Source organism: Psychroserpens mesophilus (assembly GCF_050617655.1).
Taxonomy (GTDB): domain Bacteria; phylum Bacteroidota; class Bacteroidia; order Flavobacteriales; family Flavobacteriaceae; genus Psychroserpens; species Psychroserpens mesophilus_A.
The window spans coordinates 90,883-107,366 of sequence record NZ_JBODQC010000005.1 but is presented as its reverse complement, the minus strand read 5'-3'; the positions used below and the strand labels follow the sequence as shown (position 1 = coordinate 107,366).

At 33.5% G+C, this 16,484-nt stretch carries 16 protein-coding genes; 3 read left to right on the top strand and 13 right to left on the bottom strand.

Features of this window, described 5'->3' with window-relative positions:
* Positions 1 to 2,775 (top strand): putative LPS assembly protein LptD, encoded by a 2,775-nt coding sequence (locus ACRHNM_RS10620; RefSeq protein ID WP_431136380.1) that lies wholly within the window; start codon positions 1 to 3, stop codon positions 2,773 to 2,775.
* 148 nt (positions 2,776 to 2,923) lie between these two features.
* Positions 2,924 to 3,721 (top strand): hypothetical protein, encoded by a 798-nt coding sequence (locus tag ACRHNM_RS10615; RefSeq protein WP_431136378.1) that lies wholly within the window; start codon positions 2,924 to 2,926, stop codon positions 3,719 to 3,721.
* An 18-nt stretch (positions 3,722 to 3,739) separates the two neighbouring features.
* Here ACRHNM_RS10615 and rimO read toward each other — a convergent pair whose 3' ends face one another.
* Positions 3,740 to 5,044, bottom strand: a complete 1,305-nt coding sequence (gene rimO / locus ACRHNM_RS10610) for a 30S ribosomal protein S12 methylthiotransferase RimO (protein ID WP_431136376.1) — start codon at positions 5,042 to 5,044, stop codon at positions 3,740 to 3,742.
* A 104-nt stretch (positions 5,045 to 5,148) separates the two neighbouring features.
* Here rimO and ACRHNM_RS10605 point away from each other — a divergent pair, with 104 nt between their 5' ends.
* The gene (locus tag ACRHNM_RS10605) at positions 5,149 to 6,231 is read left to right on the top strand and encodes a serine hydrolase domain-containing protein (RefSeq protein ID WP_431136374.1); all 1,083 of its coding nucleotides are present in this window, start codon (positions 5,149 to 5,151) and stop codon (positions 6,229 to 6,231) included.
* Here ACRHNM_RS10605 and ACRHNM_RS10600 read toward each other — a convergent pair.
* The 12 genes from ACRHNM_RS10600 to recR all read right to left on the bottom strand — a co-directional run bounded on the left by ACRHNM_RS10600 (position 6,228) and on the right by recR (position 16,460).
* Positions 6,228 to 7,862 (bottom strand): amidase family protein, encoded by a 1,635-nt coding sequence (locus tag ACRHNM_RS10600; RefSeq protein ID WP_431136372.1) that lies wholly within the window; start codon positions 7,860 to 7,862, stop codon positions 6,228 to 6,230. The two genes, ACRHNM_RS10605 and ACRHNM_RS10600, sit on opposite strands and share 4 nt — an antisense overlap.
* A 426-nt stretch (positions 7,863 to 8,288) precedes the next feature.
* On the bottom strand, positions 8,289 to 9,263 hold the full coding sequence (gene ftsY / locus ACRHNM_RS10595) for a signal recognition particle-docking protein FtsY (protein WP_431136370.1): 975 nt from the start codon (positions 9,261 to 9,263) through the stop codon (positions 8,289 to 8,291).
* Between the two features lie 186 nt (positions 9,264 to 9,449).
* Entirely contained in the window at positions 9,450 to 9,602 is a 153-nt protein-coding gene (locus ACRHNM_RS10590; protein WP_008271041.1) for a DUF4295 domain-containing protein, read from the bottom strand.
* 7 nt (positions 9,603 to 9,609) lie between these two features.
* A complete protein-coding gene (gene rpmG, locus ACRHNM_RS10585; RefSeq protein ID WP_007648529.1) occupies positions 9,610 to 9,792 on the bottom strand; it encodes a 50S ribosomal protein L33 in 183 nt (60 codons plus the stop codon).
* A gap of 27 nt (positions 9,793 to 9,819) precedes the next feature.
* Entirely contained in the window at positions 9,820 to 10,056 is a 237-nt protein-coding gene (gene rpmB / locus ACRHNM_RS10580) for a 50S ribosomal protein L28 (protein ID WP_040251681.1), read from the bottom strand.
* Between the two features lie 80 nt (positions 10,057 to 10,136).
* On the bottom strand, positions 10,137 to 11,384 hold the full coding sequence (locus ACRHNM_RS10575; protein ID WP_431136367.1) for a competence/damage-inducible protein A: 1,248 nt from the start codon (positions 11,382 to 11,384) through the stop codon (positions 10,137 to 10,139).
* Positions 11,384 to 11,725, bottom strand: a complete 342-nt coding sequence (locus tag ACRHNM_RS10570) for an Hpt domain-containing protein (protein ID WP_431136365.1) — start codon at positions 11,723 to 11,725, stop codon at positions 11,384 to 11,386. Before ACRHNM_RS10570 ends, ACRHNM_RS10575 begins: the two co-directional genes overlap by 1 nt.
* A complete protein-coding gene (locus ACRHNM_RS10565) occupies positions 11,726 to 12,337 on the bottom strand; it encodes a fumarylacetoacetate hydrolase family protein (protein WP_431136363.1) in 612 nt (203 codons plus the stop codon). It abuts the gene before it with no gap.
* A 90-nt stretch (positions 12,338 to 12,427) separates the two neighbouring features.
* Positions 12,428 to 13,204, bottom strand: a complete 777-nt coding sequence (locus ACRHNM_RS10560; protein ID WP_431136361.1) for an exonuclease domain-containing protein — start codon at positions 13,202 to 13,204, stop codon at positions 12,428 to 12,430.
* A gap of 110 nt (positions 13,205 to 13,314) precedes the next feature.
* Complete coding sequence (locus ACRHNM_RS10555) at positions 13,315 to 14,649, bottom strand: dihydrolipoamide acetyltransferase family protein (protein WP_431136359.1); 1,335 nt, start codon at positions 14,647 to 14,649, stop codon at positions 13,315 to 13,317.
* Between the two features lie 80 nt (positions 14,650 to 14,729).
* Entirely contained in the window at positions 14,730 to 15,836 is a 1,107-nt protein-coding gene (locus tag ACRHNM_RS10550) for a glycosyltransferase family 2 protein (RefSeq protein WP_431136357.1), read from the bottom strand.
* A 6-nt stretch (positions 15,837 to 15,842) separates the two neighbouring features.
* Positions 15,843 to 16,460 (bottom strand): recombination mediator RecR, encoded by a 618-nt coding sequence (recR, locus tag ACRHNM_RS10545; RefSeq protein ID WP_431136355.1) that lies wholly within the window; start codon positions 16,458 to 16,460, stop codon positions 15,843 to 15,845.
* Positions 16,461 to 16,484 lie beyond the last annotated feature (24 nt).

Below are 16,484 nucleotides of genomic sequence, written 5' to 3'. Positions count from 1 at the left end.
TTGGCAATTCAAAAACCGAGCCATACTTTAGCAAAAATACATTTAAAAGCATTGCATACAAAAAGCTTTAATATACTTTTTATCTTAAGTTTTACCGTGTTTATCAACATGTTTTGCTTTGCTCAAGAATTGCCAAAACCTAAGGATCCTATTAAACCAAAACCGATTACTGATTCTACAGTTGTAAAAACAGACTCGCTAATAGGATTGCCAATGCCAATCAAGGAAATTGATAGCACATCCAATGATACTGTTCCTAAGAAAAAAGAGTTTCTTACAGACATTGTTTACTACAAAGCTAAAGATTATGTATCCTTAAACCAACGGTTACAACAAACCACACTTTACAATGAAGCTGAAGTAAAGTATGGAGACATGACTATTACTTCTGGCATAATTGTAATTGATCATAATAAAGACTTGGTATATGCTGGCCGACTTAAAGATACTGCTGGTGTTTATTCTCAATCTCCTGTATTCACTCAAGGATCGAATGTTGTAGAACCAGATTCAATCATATTTAACACGGTTTCTAAAAAGGCTCTTATTTTTAATTCCAGAACTGAACAAAGTGGTGGCACCATCATGTCTGAAATCACTAAAAAAGAAAATGATTCGGTATACTTTGTTAAGAATGCAAAGTTTACTACTTCTGAAAATCTGGATGATCCCGAATATTATTTTTTAATGAGAAGAGCTAAAATTGTACCTGGAAAGAAAGTCGTTACTGGTTTGGCCAATATGTTTATTTACGATGTACCAACACCTATTGGTTTACCATTTGCATATTTTCCAATGAGTGACAAACAAACATCTGGAGTTATTTTTCCTTCTTTTGGTGAAGATAATGGTAATGACAGAGGTTATTTTTTACAAAATGGAGGTTACTATTTTGCTATAAGTGATTATATAGATTTAGCTGTTCTTGGTGACTATTATACGAATGGTAGTTATGGTTTACGATTTGAGAGCAACTATGCTAATCGATATAGATTTAATGGAAATTTAAGTATCAGGTATGAGAACCTAATTAATAGTGAGAGAGGATTTCCAGATTTCTCAAAATCTACAATATACAATATAAGATGGTCTCATAGCCAAGATGCAAAAGCAAATCCTAACTCAAGATTTTCTGCTTCAGTTAACTTAGGAAGCAGCACATATTTCAGGCAATCTATAAATCAGCTTAATCTTTCTAACTCTCAAAACAACACGCTAGCATCCTCTATATCCTATTCCAAAACATTTCAAGGAGAACCTCAAGCTAATATGAGTGTCACAGCTACACACTCACAAAATACCAATACCGAAGCCATTAACATGACCTTACCTACTTTTCAAGGTAGTGTGAGTCGTGTCTTTCCTTTTGCACCAAAAGTAGGAACAAAAAAAGGAATCATTCAAAATATAAACTTTCAATATAACGTAAGAGCAGAAAACAGAATTCAAACTACAGACTCTTTATTTTTCAAAAAAGAAATGTTTGATGAAGCTAAAATTGGAGCCTTGCATTCTATACCAATTACCACCAACTTCAAAGTGTTTAAATATTTTAGCATGAGTGCTGGTGTTAATTTTGAAGAGAACTGGACTTACAACACCATTAACAAATTTCAGGATGAAAATGGTGACATTATAACCGAAGACCTTAAAGGTTTTGACCGTTTTTACACCTACAACCTCAGTACAAGTATTGGAACAACTGTTTATGGTTTATTTAACTTTAAAAAAGAAGGCAAAGACCCAAAGATACAGGCTATAAGACACGTCATAAGACCATCTATTAGTTATAATATAAATCCGGCTTTTGACCAATATTACGATTCATTTGAAGTCATTGACGCAGATGGAACCACTACAGATGATCTAAGAAGAGAAGAATACACGCGTTTTCAGGGGTCTATTTTTGGAGTTCCAAATCAGAATTTCTCCAGCTCTTTAGGAATTTCAGTTGGAAACAACTTTGAGGCTAAAGTAAGAGATAATGACAGCACAGCTACTGAAGCTAAAAAAGTGAAAATTTTAAATAACCTCAATTTCTCAACCTCATATAACTTTGCTGCCGACTCTTTAAAATGGAGTCCTGTGAGAGTCACTGGCGGAACCACAATTTTAAAAGACAAAATGAGCATCAACTTTGGAGCCACTTTAGATCCATATGCGCTTAATAATAACAATACAAGAATTAATAAGTATAATATTGATAATGGAGGAAGCTTATTTAGGTTAACTACTGCCAATTTAAATATGAACTATACGATTTCTAGTAAAGCTTTTGATGGCTCTGGGAGTGAAGATCAAGCTGCTATAGTAGAATCGTTAAGAAGTGGAGGACGAGCAGATGATTTATTTGGTAAACCTCAAGATTTTGCAGATCGAAGACTTTCTGATGAAGAAAATCCGAAACAAGATAAAGAAGAACCCTCTGAGCTTTACAATTACAAAATACCATGGAGTTTACGTTTAGCATATGCGGTAAATTACTCGAATAACACTAGACAAAATGAAATATCCTCACATTCTTTAATGTTTTCAGGTGATGTAGAATTGTCTCCTCGATGGTCTGTTGGAGCATCATCAGGTTACGATTTTGTAAATCAAGGTTTCACATTAACGCAATTTAGATTTGAACGCGACCTTCTATCTTGGCGATTAAATTTTAGTTGGGTTCCATTTGGCACATACAATTCATGGAATTTCTTCATAGGCATCAAATCTAATCTGCTTAAAGATCTCAAATATGATAAACGCAGACAACGAGATCAACAACTCTAAAAAACCTTTTATACTTAAAAAAGCATTGTAATTTTAGTCATTTAAACCATTTGACATAAAATTCACACTTTTTTTACATTCAATGTAGCGTTATCAGTTAGCAACTATAGTACTTTTGAGTGACGTTAATCAAAAATCGAACTCAGGTATGAAAAAGAACATCATTATTTTTAGCACAGTATTAGCCCTTATGAGCTTAGCCTTTTTTGGCTTCACTAATTGGAACACTACTAAAATTGAAAAGATAAAATCATCAGATAGCGCAATTCTGGCTTTCGACCAAAATGTTAAAAGAAACCTTCCTGATTTATACTATGGTGTCGATACGCGATTTGCTGCCATAAAAAAATCAGATATTGATAGTGCTACAACGATTTATGACTTTCTTAATGAAGGAGAAAAACAACAAATAGTAGAAATCAATTCTGTGAAGCTTGTTAAAATTAAAAATAATAGACTATCAGACTCAGCTGAATATGGAAATGATGAGCAATTAACTGACGCTCAAATAAAACTAATAAAATCTACAACCTACTTTGATCATTTCACTGTAAGAACAAAGTTTAAAGGAAAAAATGAGAAAACGGGTAAATTAGAAGATCGCCTTTTTAGTCCACACATCACTGTTGTTCCATACCATCAAGCAAGATATAATGATGGGAAAGAGGCTCTTATCAACTATCTTAAAGATAATAGTATTAATGATTTGAACATCATAGAAAATAAAGAACTCGGAGCTATTAAAATAGCATTTGTAGTAACCAAAGAAGGACAAATCTCAAACATAAAACACGATGCCATGACAACTGGATATCCATCTTTAGATAAAAAACTGATGGAACTTATTAAAAGCATTCCAGGCGAATGGACTCCTGCTAAAACTTCTGAAGGTGAACAATTAGATTATGAATTCGTATTTACATTTGGACCAAGAGATGGTTGCTAATACTATAAACCGTATGGTTTAATTCACAACCTCAGCATATAAATCGAAGTCTTCAGCTTCAACAACTTTTACAGTAGTAAATTCTCCAGTTTTTAAATAGGTATTTGTGGCATCAATTAAGACTTCATTATCTACATCTGGAGAATCGTATTCTGTACGACCAACAAAATAGTTACCTTCTTTTCTATCGATGACAACCTTAAATTCTTGTCCGATTTTAGCCTGATTCAATTCCCAAGAAATCTGAGATTGAATTTCCATAATCTGATTCGCTCTGTCGATTTTTACATCTTCTGGCACATCATCTTCCAAATTATAGGCATATGTGTTTTCTTCATGAGAATAGGTAAAACACCCTAAACGCTCAAAACGCATTTCCTTAACCCAATCTTTAAGCGTTTCAAAATCTTCTTGTGTTTCACCTGGATAACCAACAATTAATGTTGTTCTAATAGCCATTTCAGGAACTTTAGCCCTAAATTCTTTAAGTAAAGTTGTGGTTTTATTTTTAGTTGTACCACGACGCATACTTTTTAAGATAGAATCTGAAATATGTTGTAGCGGAATATCCAGATAATTACAAACCTTTAGTTCTCGATTCATGACGTCCAATACGTCCATCGGAAAACCAGTAGGAAAGGCATAATGCAAACGAATCCACTCAATACCATCAACTTTTACCAAGTGTTCTAACAATTCTGCTAAGTTACGTTTCTTATAGAGATCTAAACCATAATAAGTCAAATCTTGAGCGATTAAAATGAGTTCTTTAACACCATTTGCTGCTAATTTTTCAGCTTCAGTAACGAGATCTTCAATTGGTGTGCTTTTGTGCTTCCCTCTCATTAAAGGAATTGCACAAAAACTACAAGGCCTGTCACAACCTTCAGCAATTTTTAAATACGCATAATTTTTAGGTGTTGTAGTTAATCGTTCACCTACTAACTCATGCTTATAATCTGCACCTAAAGCTTTTAATAGTTGCGGTAATTCAGTAGTACCAAAATACTGATCTACATTCGGAATTTCTTTTTGTAAATCAGGTTTATAGCGTTCACTTAAGCATCCTGTTACAAAAACTTTATCAACGTCTCCCGCTTCTTTTTTTTGCATAAATTCCAAAATGGTATTTACACTTTCCTCTTTAGCATTGTTGATAAAGCCACAAGTATTGATTACAACAACATTTCCTTCTTCCTCATGCACAACATCTTTACCACTGGCTTTCAATTGTCCCATCAGTACTTCACTATCGTACACGTTTTTACTGCAGCCTAGTGTAACGACATTAATTCTATTTTTCTTTAGCGATTTAGTTCTCATAATCAAATTTCAGTGGGCAAAGATACGTAATGATTTGTGATATATTTGTGTCTAAATGATTAAACCTTTATCTGTTCAAAAGGTCTAAACACAAAACCTCATATATGAAACCAACAGTCTTTTTGTGTCTTTTGTTTTGTTTTTTTATGTTTTTAAATTGTTCTTCGGAAGAAGATCGCATCACAATAGAGCAAAATCCTCAACCTGAAACATTATATTTTCCTCCAATAAATTCTGATGTTTGGGAAACAAAGACTATTTCTGAAGCAGGATGGAATGAAAATCAATTACAGCAGCTACTGGATTTTTTAGAGCTAAAACATACTAAAGGTTTTATAATGCTTCACAATGGAAAAATTGTAGTAGAACAATACATGAACAATCATACAGAAGCTTCTCCTTGGTATTGGGCAAGTGCAGGCAAAACCTTAACATCAACAACATCTGGAATTGCTCAAGATGAGGGATTAATTGACATAAACAATAAGGTATCGGATTATTTAGGAACAGGCTGGACAAGTGTTAATCTGGAAAAAGAAAACCTAATTACAAATAAACATTTATTGTCTATGTCTACAGGTTTAGATGATAGTCTGGGAGAAGAAATCACACCAGATGCACTTCAATATGCAGCTGATGCTGGAACCCGTTGGGCTTATCATAATGTATTTTTAAAAATACAGGATGTAGTGACTCAAGCCAGTAATACGAATTGGGATACATATTTTGAAACTAAACTTAAAAATAAAATAGGAATGACAGGTAGCTGGATTCCATTTGGAAATTTAAATGTGTATTGGAGTAATACGAGAAGTATGGCTCGTTTCGGATTACTGATTTCGGCAAGAGGAAAATGGGAGGACAATATTATTGTCTCAGAATCATTTTTGAATGACGCTACGAATACATCACAAAACATTAACGAAGCCTATGGTTATTTATGGTGGCTTAATGGAAAAACTAGTTATCATTTACCCCAAAGTCAACTTGAATTTCCCGGAACACTAATATCAAATGCACCTAATGACATGTATTGTGCTTTGGGTAGAGATGATCAAAAAATCTATATTGTTCCTAGTAAAAATTTAGTCATTGTCAGAATGGGAGAAGCTGCTGATGACACCAACTTTGCCTTGTCTAATTTTGACGATAATCTTTGGGAGAAAATTAATGCTGTTATTAATTAATTATAGCTTTCAGGCATCACTCTCATTTTAGATGCTTGCTCATACACATAAGCCCATTGCAATAATGCATATTCTGACAGTGGCTTCGATATAAAAGTCAGCCCTTTTGGTTCTCCTTTTTTAGTGTAACCCATAGGGACTGTAATCGCTGGATACTCTGCAACTGCAGCTTCACCAGCATGATAATTATTTATGGATAAAATTCCATTGAGGTTTTGACTCTCCATAGGAATATTAAAAAACTGTCTGCCATTTGTTTTCAATGTGTTTTTAATAGTTTCAAATGCTTCTTTGGTACTTTTATCATTAGACACACCTTCGAATAGCTTTTGCCCATAAGGCATTGCTTTTTCAGAATTTTCCAGATTAAAATTCATCACATCTTCAATGGTTTTATAAGGTATGTTTTGACTGGCAGACGTTTCAAAATAAGTAGCTAAATCTACCTTCATATCTAAATTTAATAGTCTTAAAAAATCAGGTAATTCAATCTCTTCCTCAGAGATTTCAACAATTTCAGCTCCTTGTTGTTTTAACACAGCCACAGCATTTACATATAGTGAATCTTTTAGCAACTCTTTAAATGCTCCAAAGCGTTTACCTTTTAAATTACCAGTTGAAAAGTCTTTAAAATAGGGTTCTGAACTTGGCTTTATAGATTTAAAATCGTTTGAATCGAAACCTTTCATGGCATCTAACATAATGGCATTATCTGTAACGTTTTTTGTAATTGGACCTGGTGTGTCCAGTGTTGAAGAAATTGGAATAATTCCAGTTCTGCTCAGTAATCCAACTGTCGGTTTTAAACCCACTACAGAATTCTGACTGGCAGGTGATAAAATTGATCCTGCAGTTTCACTACCAACAGCCGCAGCACAAAAGTTAGCTGAAACAGCTACTCCGCTTCCAGAACTTGATCCACCAGTATCGATGGTTCTTCGTCCGTACGGATTTAATGTTTGTCCGCCAACTGCACTATAACCACTAGGACATTCACCGCAGAAAAAATAAGCCCATTCACTAAGATTAGCTTTACCCAAAATAATAGCTCCAGAATTTTTGAGTGCTTTAGTAATATAAGCATCTTCTGTAAAGTTTTGATGTAAAGCAAAAGCTCCTGCTGTTGTTGGCATTTCCACAGTATTGATATTATCTTTTAATAAAACTGGCATTCCAAATACGGGATGTTTCATTTTTTTATTTAAAAATTCTCGGTCTTTTTGCCTTGCCTCATCAATTGCCTTAGGATTTAAAGAAATTACTGAGTTTAAAGCCAAATCATTCTCTCTATCATACGTTTTAATACGAAATAAATAAAACTTAGTTAACACCTCATAACTTAATTTACCATCAGTTATATGCTTTTGCAAAGTTGGAATATCTTGATCCAGTATTAAGGGTTTAAGGACATTATACTTTTCTTCTGAAAAATCTTTTAATTGCTCGTCTAATTCTTTCCAAATTATTTCATTATTGATCAATTTAGAATCTAATACTTTAAAATCTCTAAAATCTTTAGTTGAAATAGCACTGATATCTGTAGAAGGCTCTACAACAGATTCTGTTTTTTTATCGTCTTTCTTACAAGAGAATGCGACAAATATTAAGCAAAGTAAAAGTAAATATCTCATAGTTTTATTTTTGATAAAAATACGAAATAGACATTAAATCATATCACGAAGCATATGGATTTATATGCATAAGTAATTCATAGATATTTGACTGAAATAAGAAGAACAAGCCTCACATACCTAACAAAGAGTAAACCATTTTAAAAGGATAATATCTGGTTGTTAACATGCGTCCAGATAAACTCATTATAATTACAAAGAATGACAGAATAAAACATGATAGAAAAGCAATATAATAAGATATATACTTTGTTAGTAATGGGTTTTCAGATTTAAAAATAATTCTTGAAAGAGGTTCAAAGTATTTTACAAACATTAAAATCGAAAGCGTTAAGATTACAAGAGTTACCAACTTTAAAAAGTTGTGATTCTTAAAATTGAAACCTGTAGTCATTATAAGTTTACTCCTGTTTGCACAGCAATGTATTACTTAAAGAACGAATCTACAAACTCGTATTTATTGAAGACTTGCAAATCTTCGATACCTTCACCAACTCCAATATATTTCACAGGAATTTTAAACTGATCACTGATTCCAATCACAACACCACCTTTGGCTGTTCCATCAAGCTTCGTAACAGCTAAGGAGGTCACTTCTGTAGCAGCTGTAAATTGTTTAGCTTGCTCAAAAGCATTTTGACCAGTAGAGCCATCAAGTACTAAAAGCACGTCATGAGGAGCATCTCCAATCACTTTTTGCATGACACGCTTTACTTTTGTCAGCTCGTTCATTAAATTAATTTTATTGTGTAAACGCCCGGCAGTATCAATAATAATAACGTCGGCATCCTGATTAACTCCAGATTGTAATGCATCAAAAGCCACACTTGCAGGATCAGAACCCATTTCTTGTCTGATCATAGGCACATCTACACGGTCTGCCCAAACTTGTAGTTGATCTATTGCAGCTGCTCTAAACGTATCAGCAGCTCCAAGAACCACTTTTAATCCTTTCTTTTTAAACTGATAAGCCAGTTTACCAATGGTTGTGGTTTTTCCAACACCATTTACACCAACAACCATTAATACATAAGGTGTTTTAGAATTATCTGACCGTTTTGGTAGTTGAGGAATCACATAATCAGTCTCTTCACCAGAATTCGTTTCAGATAAAAGACCAGCAATTTCATCTCTTAATATCTGGTTAAGTTCTGAAGTTCCTAAATATTTGTCTCTTGCCACACGCTCTTCAATTCGTTCAATAACTTTTAAAGTGGTGTTAACACCAACATCACTACTAACCAAAATTTCCTCTAGATTATCTAAGACATCATCATCAACTTTAGATTTTCCTGCAACTGCTTTATTTAATTTAGAGAAAAATGACGTTTTCGATTTCTCTAAGCCTTTATCTAAGGTTTCTTTTTTTTCTGAAGAAAATATTTTTTTAAAAAAGCTCATTTTAATGTTTGGTGGTTTTTGGTTTAGTTGTTCGTTGTTGTAGAGAATGTGACTTCTCAAAGTTACAAAGCAAATTCCTTGCCTTAAAATTACACTGCTAAAATGGCAGTAAAACACTCAAATATAGCCATAAAAAAACTGCTTTCAAATTTGAAAGCAGTTCGTATTTAGACCAAAATGACTAAATTATTTTTTGTTTAAAAAATCATTGACAAACTCTGGTGCCATTACTGACTCAACAAACATGTAAGCGCCTGTTTTTGGAGACTTTACCATTTTAATCGCTTTTGTAAGTCTTTTAGATCCTGTTTGTAATGATGCTACTGATTTCTTTGCCATGACTTAATTATTTAATTTCTTTATGAACTGTCATACGCTTTAGAATTGGATTAAATTTCTTAATCTCCATTCTATCTGGCGTATTTTTTTTATTTTTTGTTGTAATGTAACGAGACGTTCCTGGCTGACCAGATTCTTTGTGCTCTGTACATTCTAATATTACCTGTATTCTATTTCCTTTTTTTGCCATTTTAGGTGACTTTAAGCTGTTACGCTATTATTTTAAAAATCCTTTAGATTTAGCTTCTTTTAATGCAGCAGAAATACCAATTTTATTGATAGTTTTTAATGCTGAAGTTGATACCTTTAAGGTAACCCACTTATCTTCTTCAGGAATAAAGAAACGCTTCTTAATTAAGTTAGCATTAAATTTACGCTTCGTTTTATTCATTGCATGCGATACGTTGTTTCCAACCATCGCTTTTTTTCCTGTAAGTTCACAAACTCTTGACATTTCTCTCTGACTTTAATTATGTTATTTTAAAACAGGCTGCAAATTTAGTAAATCTTTACAATATCAACAAACTAATAGTGCTACTTTTTTAAAATTTCTTTTTGTAGCATTTCGAAAGCTTTATTTGTTGTTCTATTTATCACTTTAACACGATGATTTCCAAAGCTAAATTGTTCTGAATACACCTTATCTTTTATAGCAATAGCTATAAAAACGACACCAATACCTTCATCTGTATCGTCTTTTGTTGGCCCAGCATTACCTGTGGTAGCAATAGCAAAATCTGTATTCAAAATCTTCAAGACGTTTTTTGCCATGGCTTCTGCAACCTCTGCACTTACTACAGAATATTTATCAATTAAGTCTTCAGAAACCTTAAGAACATTAACTTTAATCTCCTTAGTATAGCTCACAATACTACCCTTAAAATATTTTGAAGCTCCAGCATTTGCTGTAAATCGCTCAGCAATCATACCTCCTGTACAACTTTCGGCTGTTGCAACAGTTTTACCAATTTCAGTCAGATATTTACCAATGACTGCTTCAATAGATATATCTTCTTCAAAACCCGCAAATATATCTTCTATTTGAGGCAGTAATAAATTGGTTTGTTTTTGGATTTCAGTTTCAATAGTCATTTTATCATGACCTTTAGCAGACAACCGTAAACGTACACGACCTAAGCTTGGCAAATATGCTAATTTGACAAATTCTGGTAATTCATTTTCAAACGTTTCAATGCGTTCCGCAAGAGAACTCTCACCTAAACCATACGTTAAAAATGTTTTATGCTGTATATATGGAAATTTAAAACAGGTTCTTAATTTCGGAATGACTTCATCGGTAATCAATGCTTTCATTTCATAAGGAACACCTGGTAAGGAAATAAAAATTTTATTGTTTTTTTCAAGCCACATGCCTGGAGCACTGCCGTATTTATTCATCAATACACTGGCTTTTGATGGCACTAATGCTTGGTCTATATTGACTTGCATCAGAGGTTTTTTCACAAAGACCTCCCAAAGATGCTCAATGTTTTTTCGAACAGAACGATCTTCTATGAGTGTATCGTTAAAATACTCTGCAATGGTACTTTTGGTAATATCGTCTTTTGTTGGACCTAAACCACCTGTAAGGATTATAATATCTGCGTTGACTTCTGCTTCTGCTAAAGATTTTAAAATATGTGATTTATCATCTTGAACAGAGGTAATTTGATATACTGAAACACCAATTTTATTTAACTGTTTTGCTATAAATGCGGAATTAGAATCTACGATTTGACCGATGAGAATCTCATCACCAATGGTAATTATTTCTGCTTGCATTATATATTGAAATCTTCCTTGAGTTCTGCTGTTGCTTTCTCTACTGCGGAAAGCACTAATTCTAGTTCTTTGTTACAATCCTCACCCGATTTTTCAAATTTGCCCCAATCTTGCACTACAATAAGGTCTTGAAGTACACCAAGTTCAAATAGATCTACAGTTGGTTTCATTTTATGAGCAGCCTGATAGGCATTATAGTAGTCTTGCTCTGCTACTGCTTTTTTGAGACGCTCTGCATCCACTGGGACTTCTTCCAGAAATGCAACTGCTAATGCAGCAACGAAATCTTCGTCATTATCTGCCAATTCACGTACTCTGTATAATTTGTAATGTTGTTCCATCTATTTTACTGTTATCGAAAACAATTGTCTGTCTTCTATAAATCCTGTTAGTTTGTCATTAGCAATTACTCTGCCAACTCCAGCAGGAGTTCCCGTAAATATAATATCTCCAATCTTTAAAGTAAAATATTTTGAGACATATTCGATAATTTCATCAATTTTGTAGAACATCAAGCTTGTATTTCCCTCTTGTACAATTGTTTGATTTTTTTGCAAACTAAAATTGATGTTATTTAAATCTTCAAAATCCTCTTTTAATAGCCAATCTCCTATGACTGCTGCACCATCAAAGGCTTTAGCCTTTTCCCATGGCAAACCTTTTGCTTTCAGTTTTGATTGTAAATCTCGAGCTGTAAAGTCGATCCCTAAACCAATCTCATTATAATATTTGTGTGCAAACTTTTTAGCAATATGTTTTCCAACCTTGTTAATTTTAACTAATACTTCTACTTCATGATGCACATCTTCAGAAAAATCTGGAATAAAAAACGGTTGTTTTTTCAATAATATAGACGTGTCAGGTTTTAAAAACACGACTGGATCTGTTGGTTTTTCGTTTTCCAACTCTTTAATATGCTCTGTATAATTACGACCTATGCAAATTAATTTCATACTTTCTGTGATTCCCTGAAAAGACAGGAATTTTTCGTTTTAATTTTCTATATATGTATGGATAGATTCCTACCGTCGCAGGAATGGCAATTAGAGCAATTTATTATTAAAAGCTCTTAATTTTATGGCTGTTAACACCTTTTTAGTATACAATGGAAAATCTGCATTTAATAACCAACCAAAATAACCAGGTTCGTTTTCTAAGACTTCTGTTACCAATTTCCCTTTATGTTTTCCAAAAGCAAAACACTCCTCTCCTTCTTTAGTATAACCTATAAAACCAGCAAAATCTGCAAACTTTTTACGTGAACTAAATTCTGCTAAAAAATTAGAATCATTTTCTAACTCTTCATATTTATCTAACTGAGCTTTTAACACTTCGTAAGTAGCAAGTGTATCTGCTTCAGCACTATGAGCATCATCAAGGCTTTTATCACAATAAAATTTATAGGCTGCACTTAATGTACGTTGTTCCATTTTATGAAAGATAGTTTGTACATCAATGGATTGCGTGTTTTTCATGTCGAAATCAACCTCAGCACGAAGCATTTCTTCAGCAAGTAATGGAATATCAAAACGATTAGAATTAAAGCCTCCTAAATCGGAATCCTTAATCATGTTATGCACTTCTTTGGCAATCTCTTTAAACGTTGGTTTATCTGCCACATCAGCATCAGAAATACCATGTACCTGAGTTACCACATACGGAATAGGAATGGTTGGATTGACACGTTGTGTATAGCTTTCCTCTTTTCCATTTGGATGAACTTTAAGAATAGATATTTCGACAATCCGGTCGTTCGTGATATTAATTCCTGTAGTTTCTAAATCGAAAAAACAGATGGGTTTTGAAAGATTGAGTTGCATTAGGCTAATTTTTGGGTAAATATAAATAGAATAAACAGAAAAGCACAATCCTAAAATTGTGCTTTTTGCTTTTCTATATTAAGATTCCTGCCTTCGTAGGAATGACAAACCTATATTTCTCTATTAGAATCCCAAGCTTCTAAATAATCTTTTACAGCCTTCACAAATTGTCCGCCAAGTGCTCCATTAACAACACGATGGTCGTAAGAATGAGACATAAACATTTTGTAGCGGATTCCAATGAAGTCACCTTCAGGTGTTTCAACAACGGCTGGTACTTTTCTAATAGCACCAAGCGCTAAAATACCTACTTGAGGTTGGTTAATAATCGGTGTTCCCATAATGCTTCCAAAAGTACCCACATTCGTAACAGTGTAAGTTCCTCCTTGAATATCGTCTGGTTTCAATTTGTTTTCTCTAGCTCGAGTTGCCAAATCGTTTACTTTTTTAGTCATACCAACCAAGTTAAGTTGATCTGCATCTTTTATAACCGGAACAATTAAATTTCCATCACCTAAAGCGGCTGCCATTCCTAAATTGATATGCTTTTTCTTGATGATATTATCACCTTGAACAGAGATATTCATCATTGGAAAATCACGTAGAGCCTTAGCTACAGCTTCCATAAATATTGGTGTAAAGGTTAAATTTTCACCTTCGCGCTTAAAGAATCCATCTTTGACTTTTTTACGCCAATTCCAGATGTTAGTCACATCTGCTTCTATAAAACTTTGCACATGAGCAGAAGTTTGAACAGACTCAACCATATGATGAGCGATTAATTTGCCCATTCTGGTCATTTCTATGATTTCATCATCACCACTTGCCATTACTGGAGCTGGAGAGGGTTTTGACTCTGCAGGTTTAGCTGCTGGAGCAGCTTTAGGAGCTTCTTCAGTTTTAGCAGGTGCAGTCTGAGGTTTTGAATCTCTCTTTTCGATGTAAGACAGCATATCATTTTTAGTGACACGTCCTTCTTTTCCTGATCCTTCAATACTATCTAATTCGGATTGGGAAATCCCTTCCTGTTTTGCCATGTTTTTCACTAAAGGCGAATAAAAGCGTTCTTCGGAATTCACAATTGGTGCAGCCGTTTCTTTTGCAGCTACAACAGTTTTTGCTACTTCTGCAACAGCAGGAGTTTCTTGAATATCTTCTTTTACAGGTTCAGATTTTGGAGTTTCATCAGCGCCACTGTCGTCTCCTGAAATTTCGATAACAGCAATGGTTTGACCAACTTGTACGACATCATCAACGTCGAATAATTTTTCAATTAAAACACCATCTACTTCACTAGGCACTTCACTATCTACTTTATCTGTAGCAATTTCTAATACTGCCTCATCAGCTTCAATAGTATCTCCTACTTCTTTTAACCAAGATGTTATAGTTGCTTCTGCAACACTTTCTCCCATTTTAGGAAGCTTTAGTTCAAATTTTGCCATATCTGTAATCTAGCGTCAATATTTGGTTTAACGATTGCAAAATTAATGAAAAATCAATACAATCGTTGCGATTTTTTCAATTAATTATTGTGGAGTTGTATAACAGCACCTCTCGTTTTAGAGCTATTACTTCCGATGATAAAGTTAGAATTTTTTGGTAGAATTTTGAAGGTCGCAGTACAATTTTTAGGTGTATTGGATAAGATTTCGATGATTGACTTAAAACTAAGACTATTATTATCTAAAACATACTCTGTATCAGCATTATAGGCTTTTATGTCGTTCTGACAGATTATCTTTTGGTTGATTGCGCCTTCAATGGAGGCATTATATTCTGATGCAATAAGAATTGTCTGTTTTGGATTTGACTGAATTGTTTCAGGTGTTTTCGAAAATAACATTCCTATTTTAATTCCGAACCATACCAAAGTATCAAAAACAATATTGGATTTAAAATGTTTATTGTAAAAAATCTGCATGGCTCCATAAAAACGGTTTGCATAAGTTTGATTTTTAAGAGTGCTTTCTCCTTTAAAATGAATTACAGTCGCATTACCATTGTAGATATTATTATATCCTGCTTGTTCAATCTTATATGATAAATCAATATCTTCTCCATACATGAAATAATCTTCATCAAACCCTTCTACTTCTTTATAGACATCTCTTCTTATAATCATAAATGCTCCAACAAAAACAGAAGACCTTCCAATACCTTTTTCATCTAAATCAGACACATAATATGATTTTGAAAGCCCTAACATTTTTTTAATAGCTACCACAGGACTTGGTACGTTTCGTTTACTTTCAGGCAAAAATTTACCTTGACCATCAATGAGTCTGCATCCTAAAATTCCGAGGTTTGATTGTTGATCTGCATACAAGAGTAAATTTTCAAATGTGTCTTCTGCTACAACTGTATCTGGATTTAGAATACAAATGTATTTCCCTTTAGCCTGAGTTACACCTATGTTATTTCCTTTTGAAAAACCGTAGTTTTCCTTATTTTCAATGAGTTTTACCTTAGGAAACAATGTCCTTACCATGTTACAGCTATCATCTGAAGACAGGTTATCAACAACTATAATTTCAGCATCCAAATGCATTAAAGACGCTTCGACACTTTTGAGACACAACTCTAAAAAATGACGAACATTATAGTTCAATATGATAACAGATAATTTCAATACCATCTATGATTTTAGAGACGATTCAAACGGAATTCTATTAATAATACTTCTCCCTAAAGTGATTTCATCAGTATATTCTAATTCATTTCCAACAGAAATACCTCTTGAAATGGTTGATGTAATGATTTCACAATCTTGTATTTGTTTATAGATGTAAAAGTTTGTTGTATCACCTTCCATTGTAGAGCCGAGTGCAAAAATAAGTTCCTTAACACGACCTTCTTTTACCTTATCAACCAATGACTTTATATTGAGTTCATTTGGGCCAATACCATCCATAGGTGAAATTTTTCCACCTAAAACATGATACAAACCACGAAATGAACTTGTGTTTTCGATAGCCATAACATCTCTTATATCTTCTACAACGCAAATGGTATTTGCAATACGATGAGGACTGGCACAAATTTCACAAAGATCTGTATCACTTATATTATGGCAACTTTTACAAAATTTAATCTCGCTTCTCATAGCCTTTAAAGCTTCTGCAAGATTTAGAGTTTGAGATTCTGGCTGGCGCAATAAATGAAGCACTAAACGCAATGCAGTTCTCTTACCTACTCCTGGTAACAGAGACATTTCGTTAACTGCATTTTCAAGTAATTTTGAAGAGAATTCCATAGTTGCGAAATTACAATATAATAT

Bases quoted from the DNA above. Each gene is read 5' to 3' on its own strand.
- ACRHNM_RS10615 (WP_431136378.1), top strand. From the start codon at position 2,924: ATGAAAAAGAACATCATTATTTTTAGCACAGTATTAGCCCTTATGAGC.
- rimO (WP_431136376.1), bottom strand. From the start codon at position 5,044: ATGAGAACTAAATCGCTAAAGAAAAATAGAATTAATGTCGTTACACTA.
- ACRHNM_RS10605 (WP_431136374.1), top strand. From the start codon at position 5,149: ATGAAACCAACAGTCTTTTTGTGTCTTTTGTTTTGTTTTTTTATGTTT.
- ACRHNM_RS10600 (WP_431136372.1), bottom strand. From the start codon at position 7,862: ATGAGATATTTACTTTTACTTTGCTTAATATTTGTCGCATTCTCTTGT.
- ftsY (WP_431136370.1), bottom strand. From the start codon at position 9,263: ATGAGCTTTTTTAAAAAAATATTTTCTTCAGAAAAAAAAGAAACCTTA.
- ACRHNM_RS10590 (WP_008271041.1), bottom strand. From the start codon at position 9,602: ATGGCAAAGAAATCAGTAGCATCATTACAAACAGGATCTAAAAGACTT.
- rpmG (WP_007648529.1), bottom strand. From the start codon at position 9,792: ATGGCAAAAAAAGGAAATAGAATACAGGTAATATTAGAATGTACAGAG.
- rpmB (WP_040251681.1), bottom strand. From the start codon at position 10,056: ATGTCAAGAGTTTGTGAACTTACAGGAAAAAAAGCGATGGTTGGAAAC.
- ACRHNM_RS10575 (WP_431136367.1), bottom strand. From the start codon at position 11,384: ATGCAAGCAGAAATAATTACCATTGGTGATGAGATTCTCATCGGTCAA.
- ACRHNM_RS10570 (WP_431136365.1), bottom strand. From the start codon at position 11,725: ATGGAACAACATTACAAATTATACAGAGTACGTGAATTGGCAGATAAT.
- ACRHNM_RS10565 (WP_431136363.1), bottom strand. From the start codon at position 12,337: ATGAAATTAATTTGCATAGGTCGTAATTATACAGAGCATATTAAAGAG.
- ACRHNM_RS10560 (WP_431136361.1), bottom strand. From the start codon at position 13,204: ATGCAACTCAATCTTTCAAAACCCATCTGTTTTTTCGATTTAGAAACT.
- ACRHNM_RS10555 (WP_431136359.1), bottom strand. From the start codon at position 14,649: ATGGCAAAATTTGAACTAAAGCTTCCTAAAATGGGAGAAAGTGTTGCA.
- recR (WP_431136355.1), bottom strand. From the start codon at position 16,460: ATGGAATTCTCTTCAAAATTACTTGAAAATGCAGTTAACGAAATGTCT.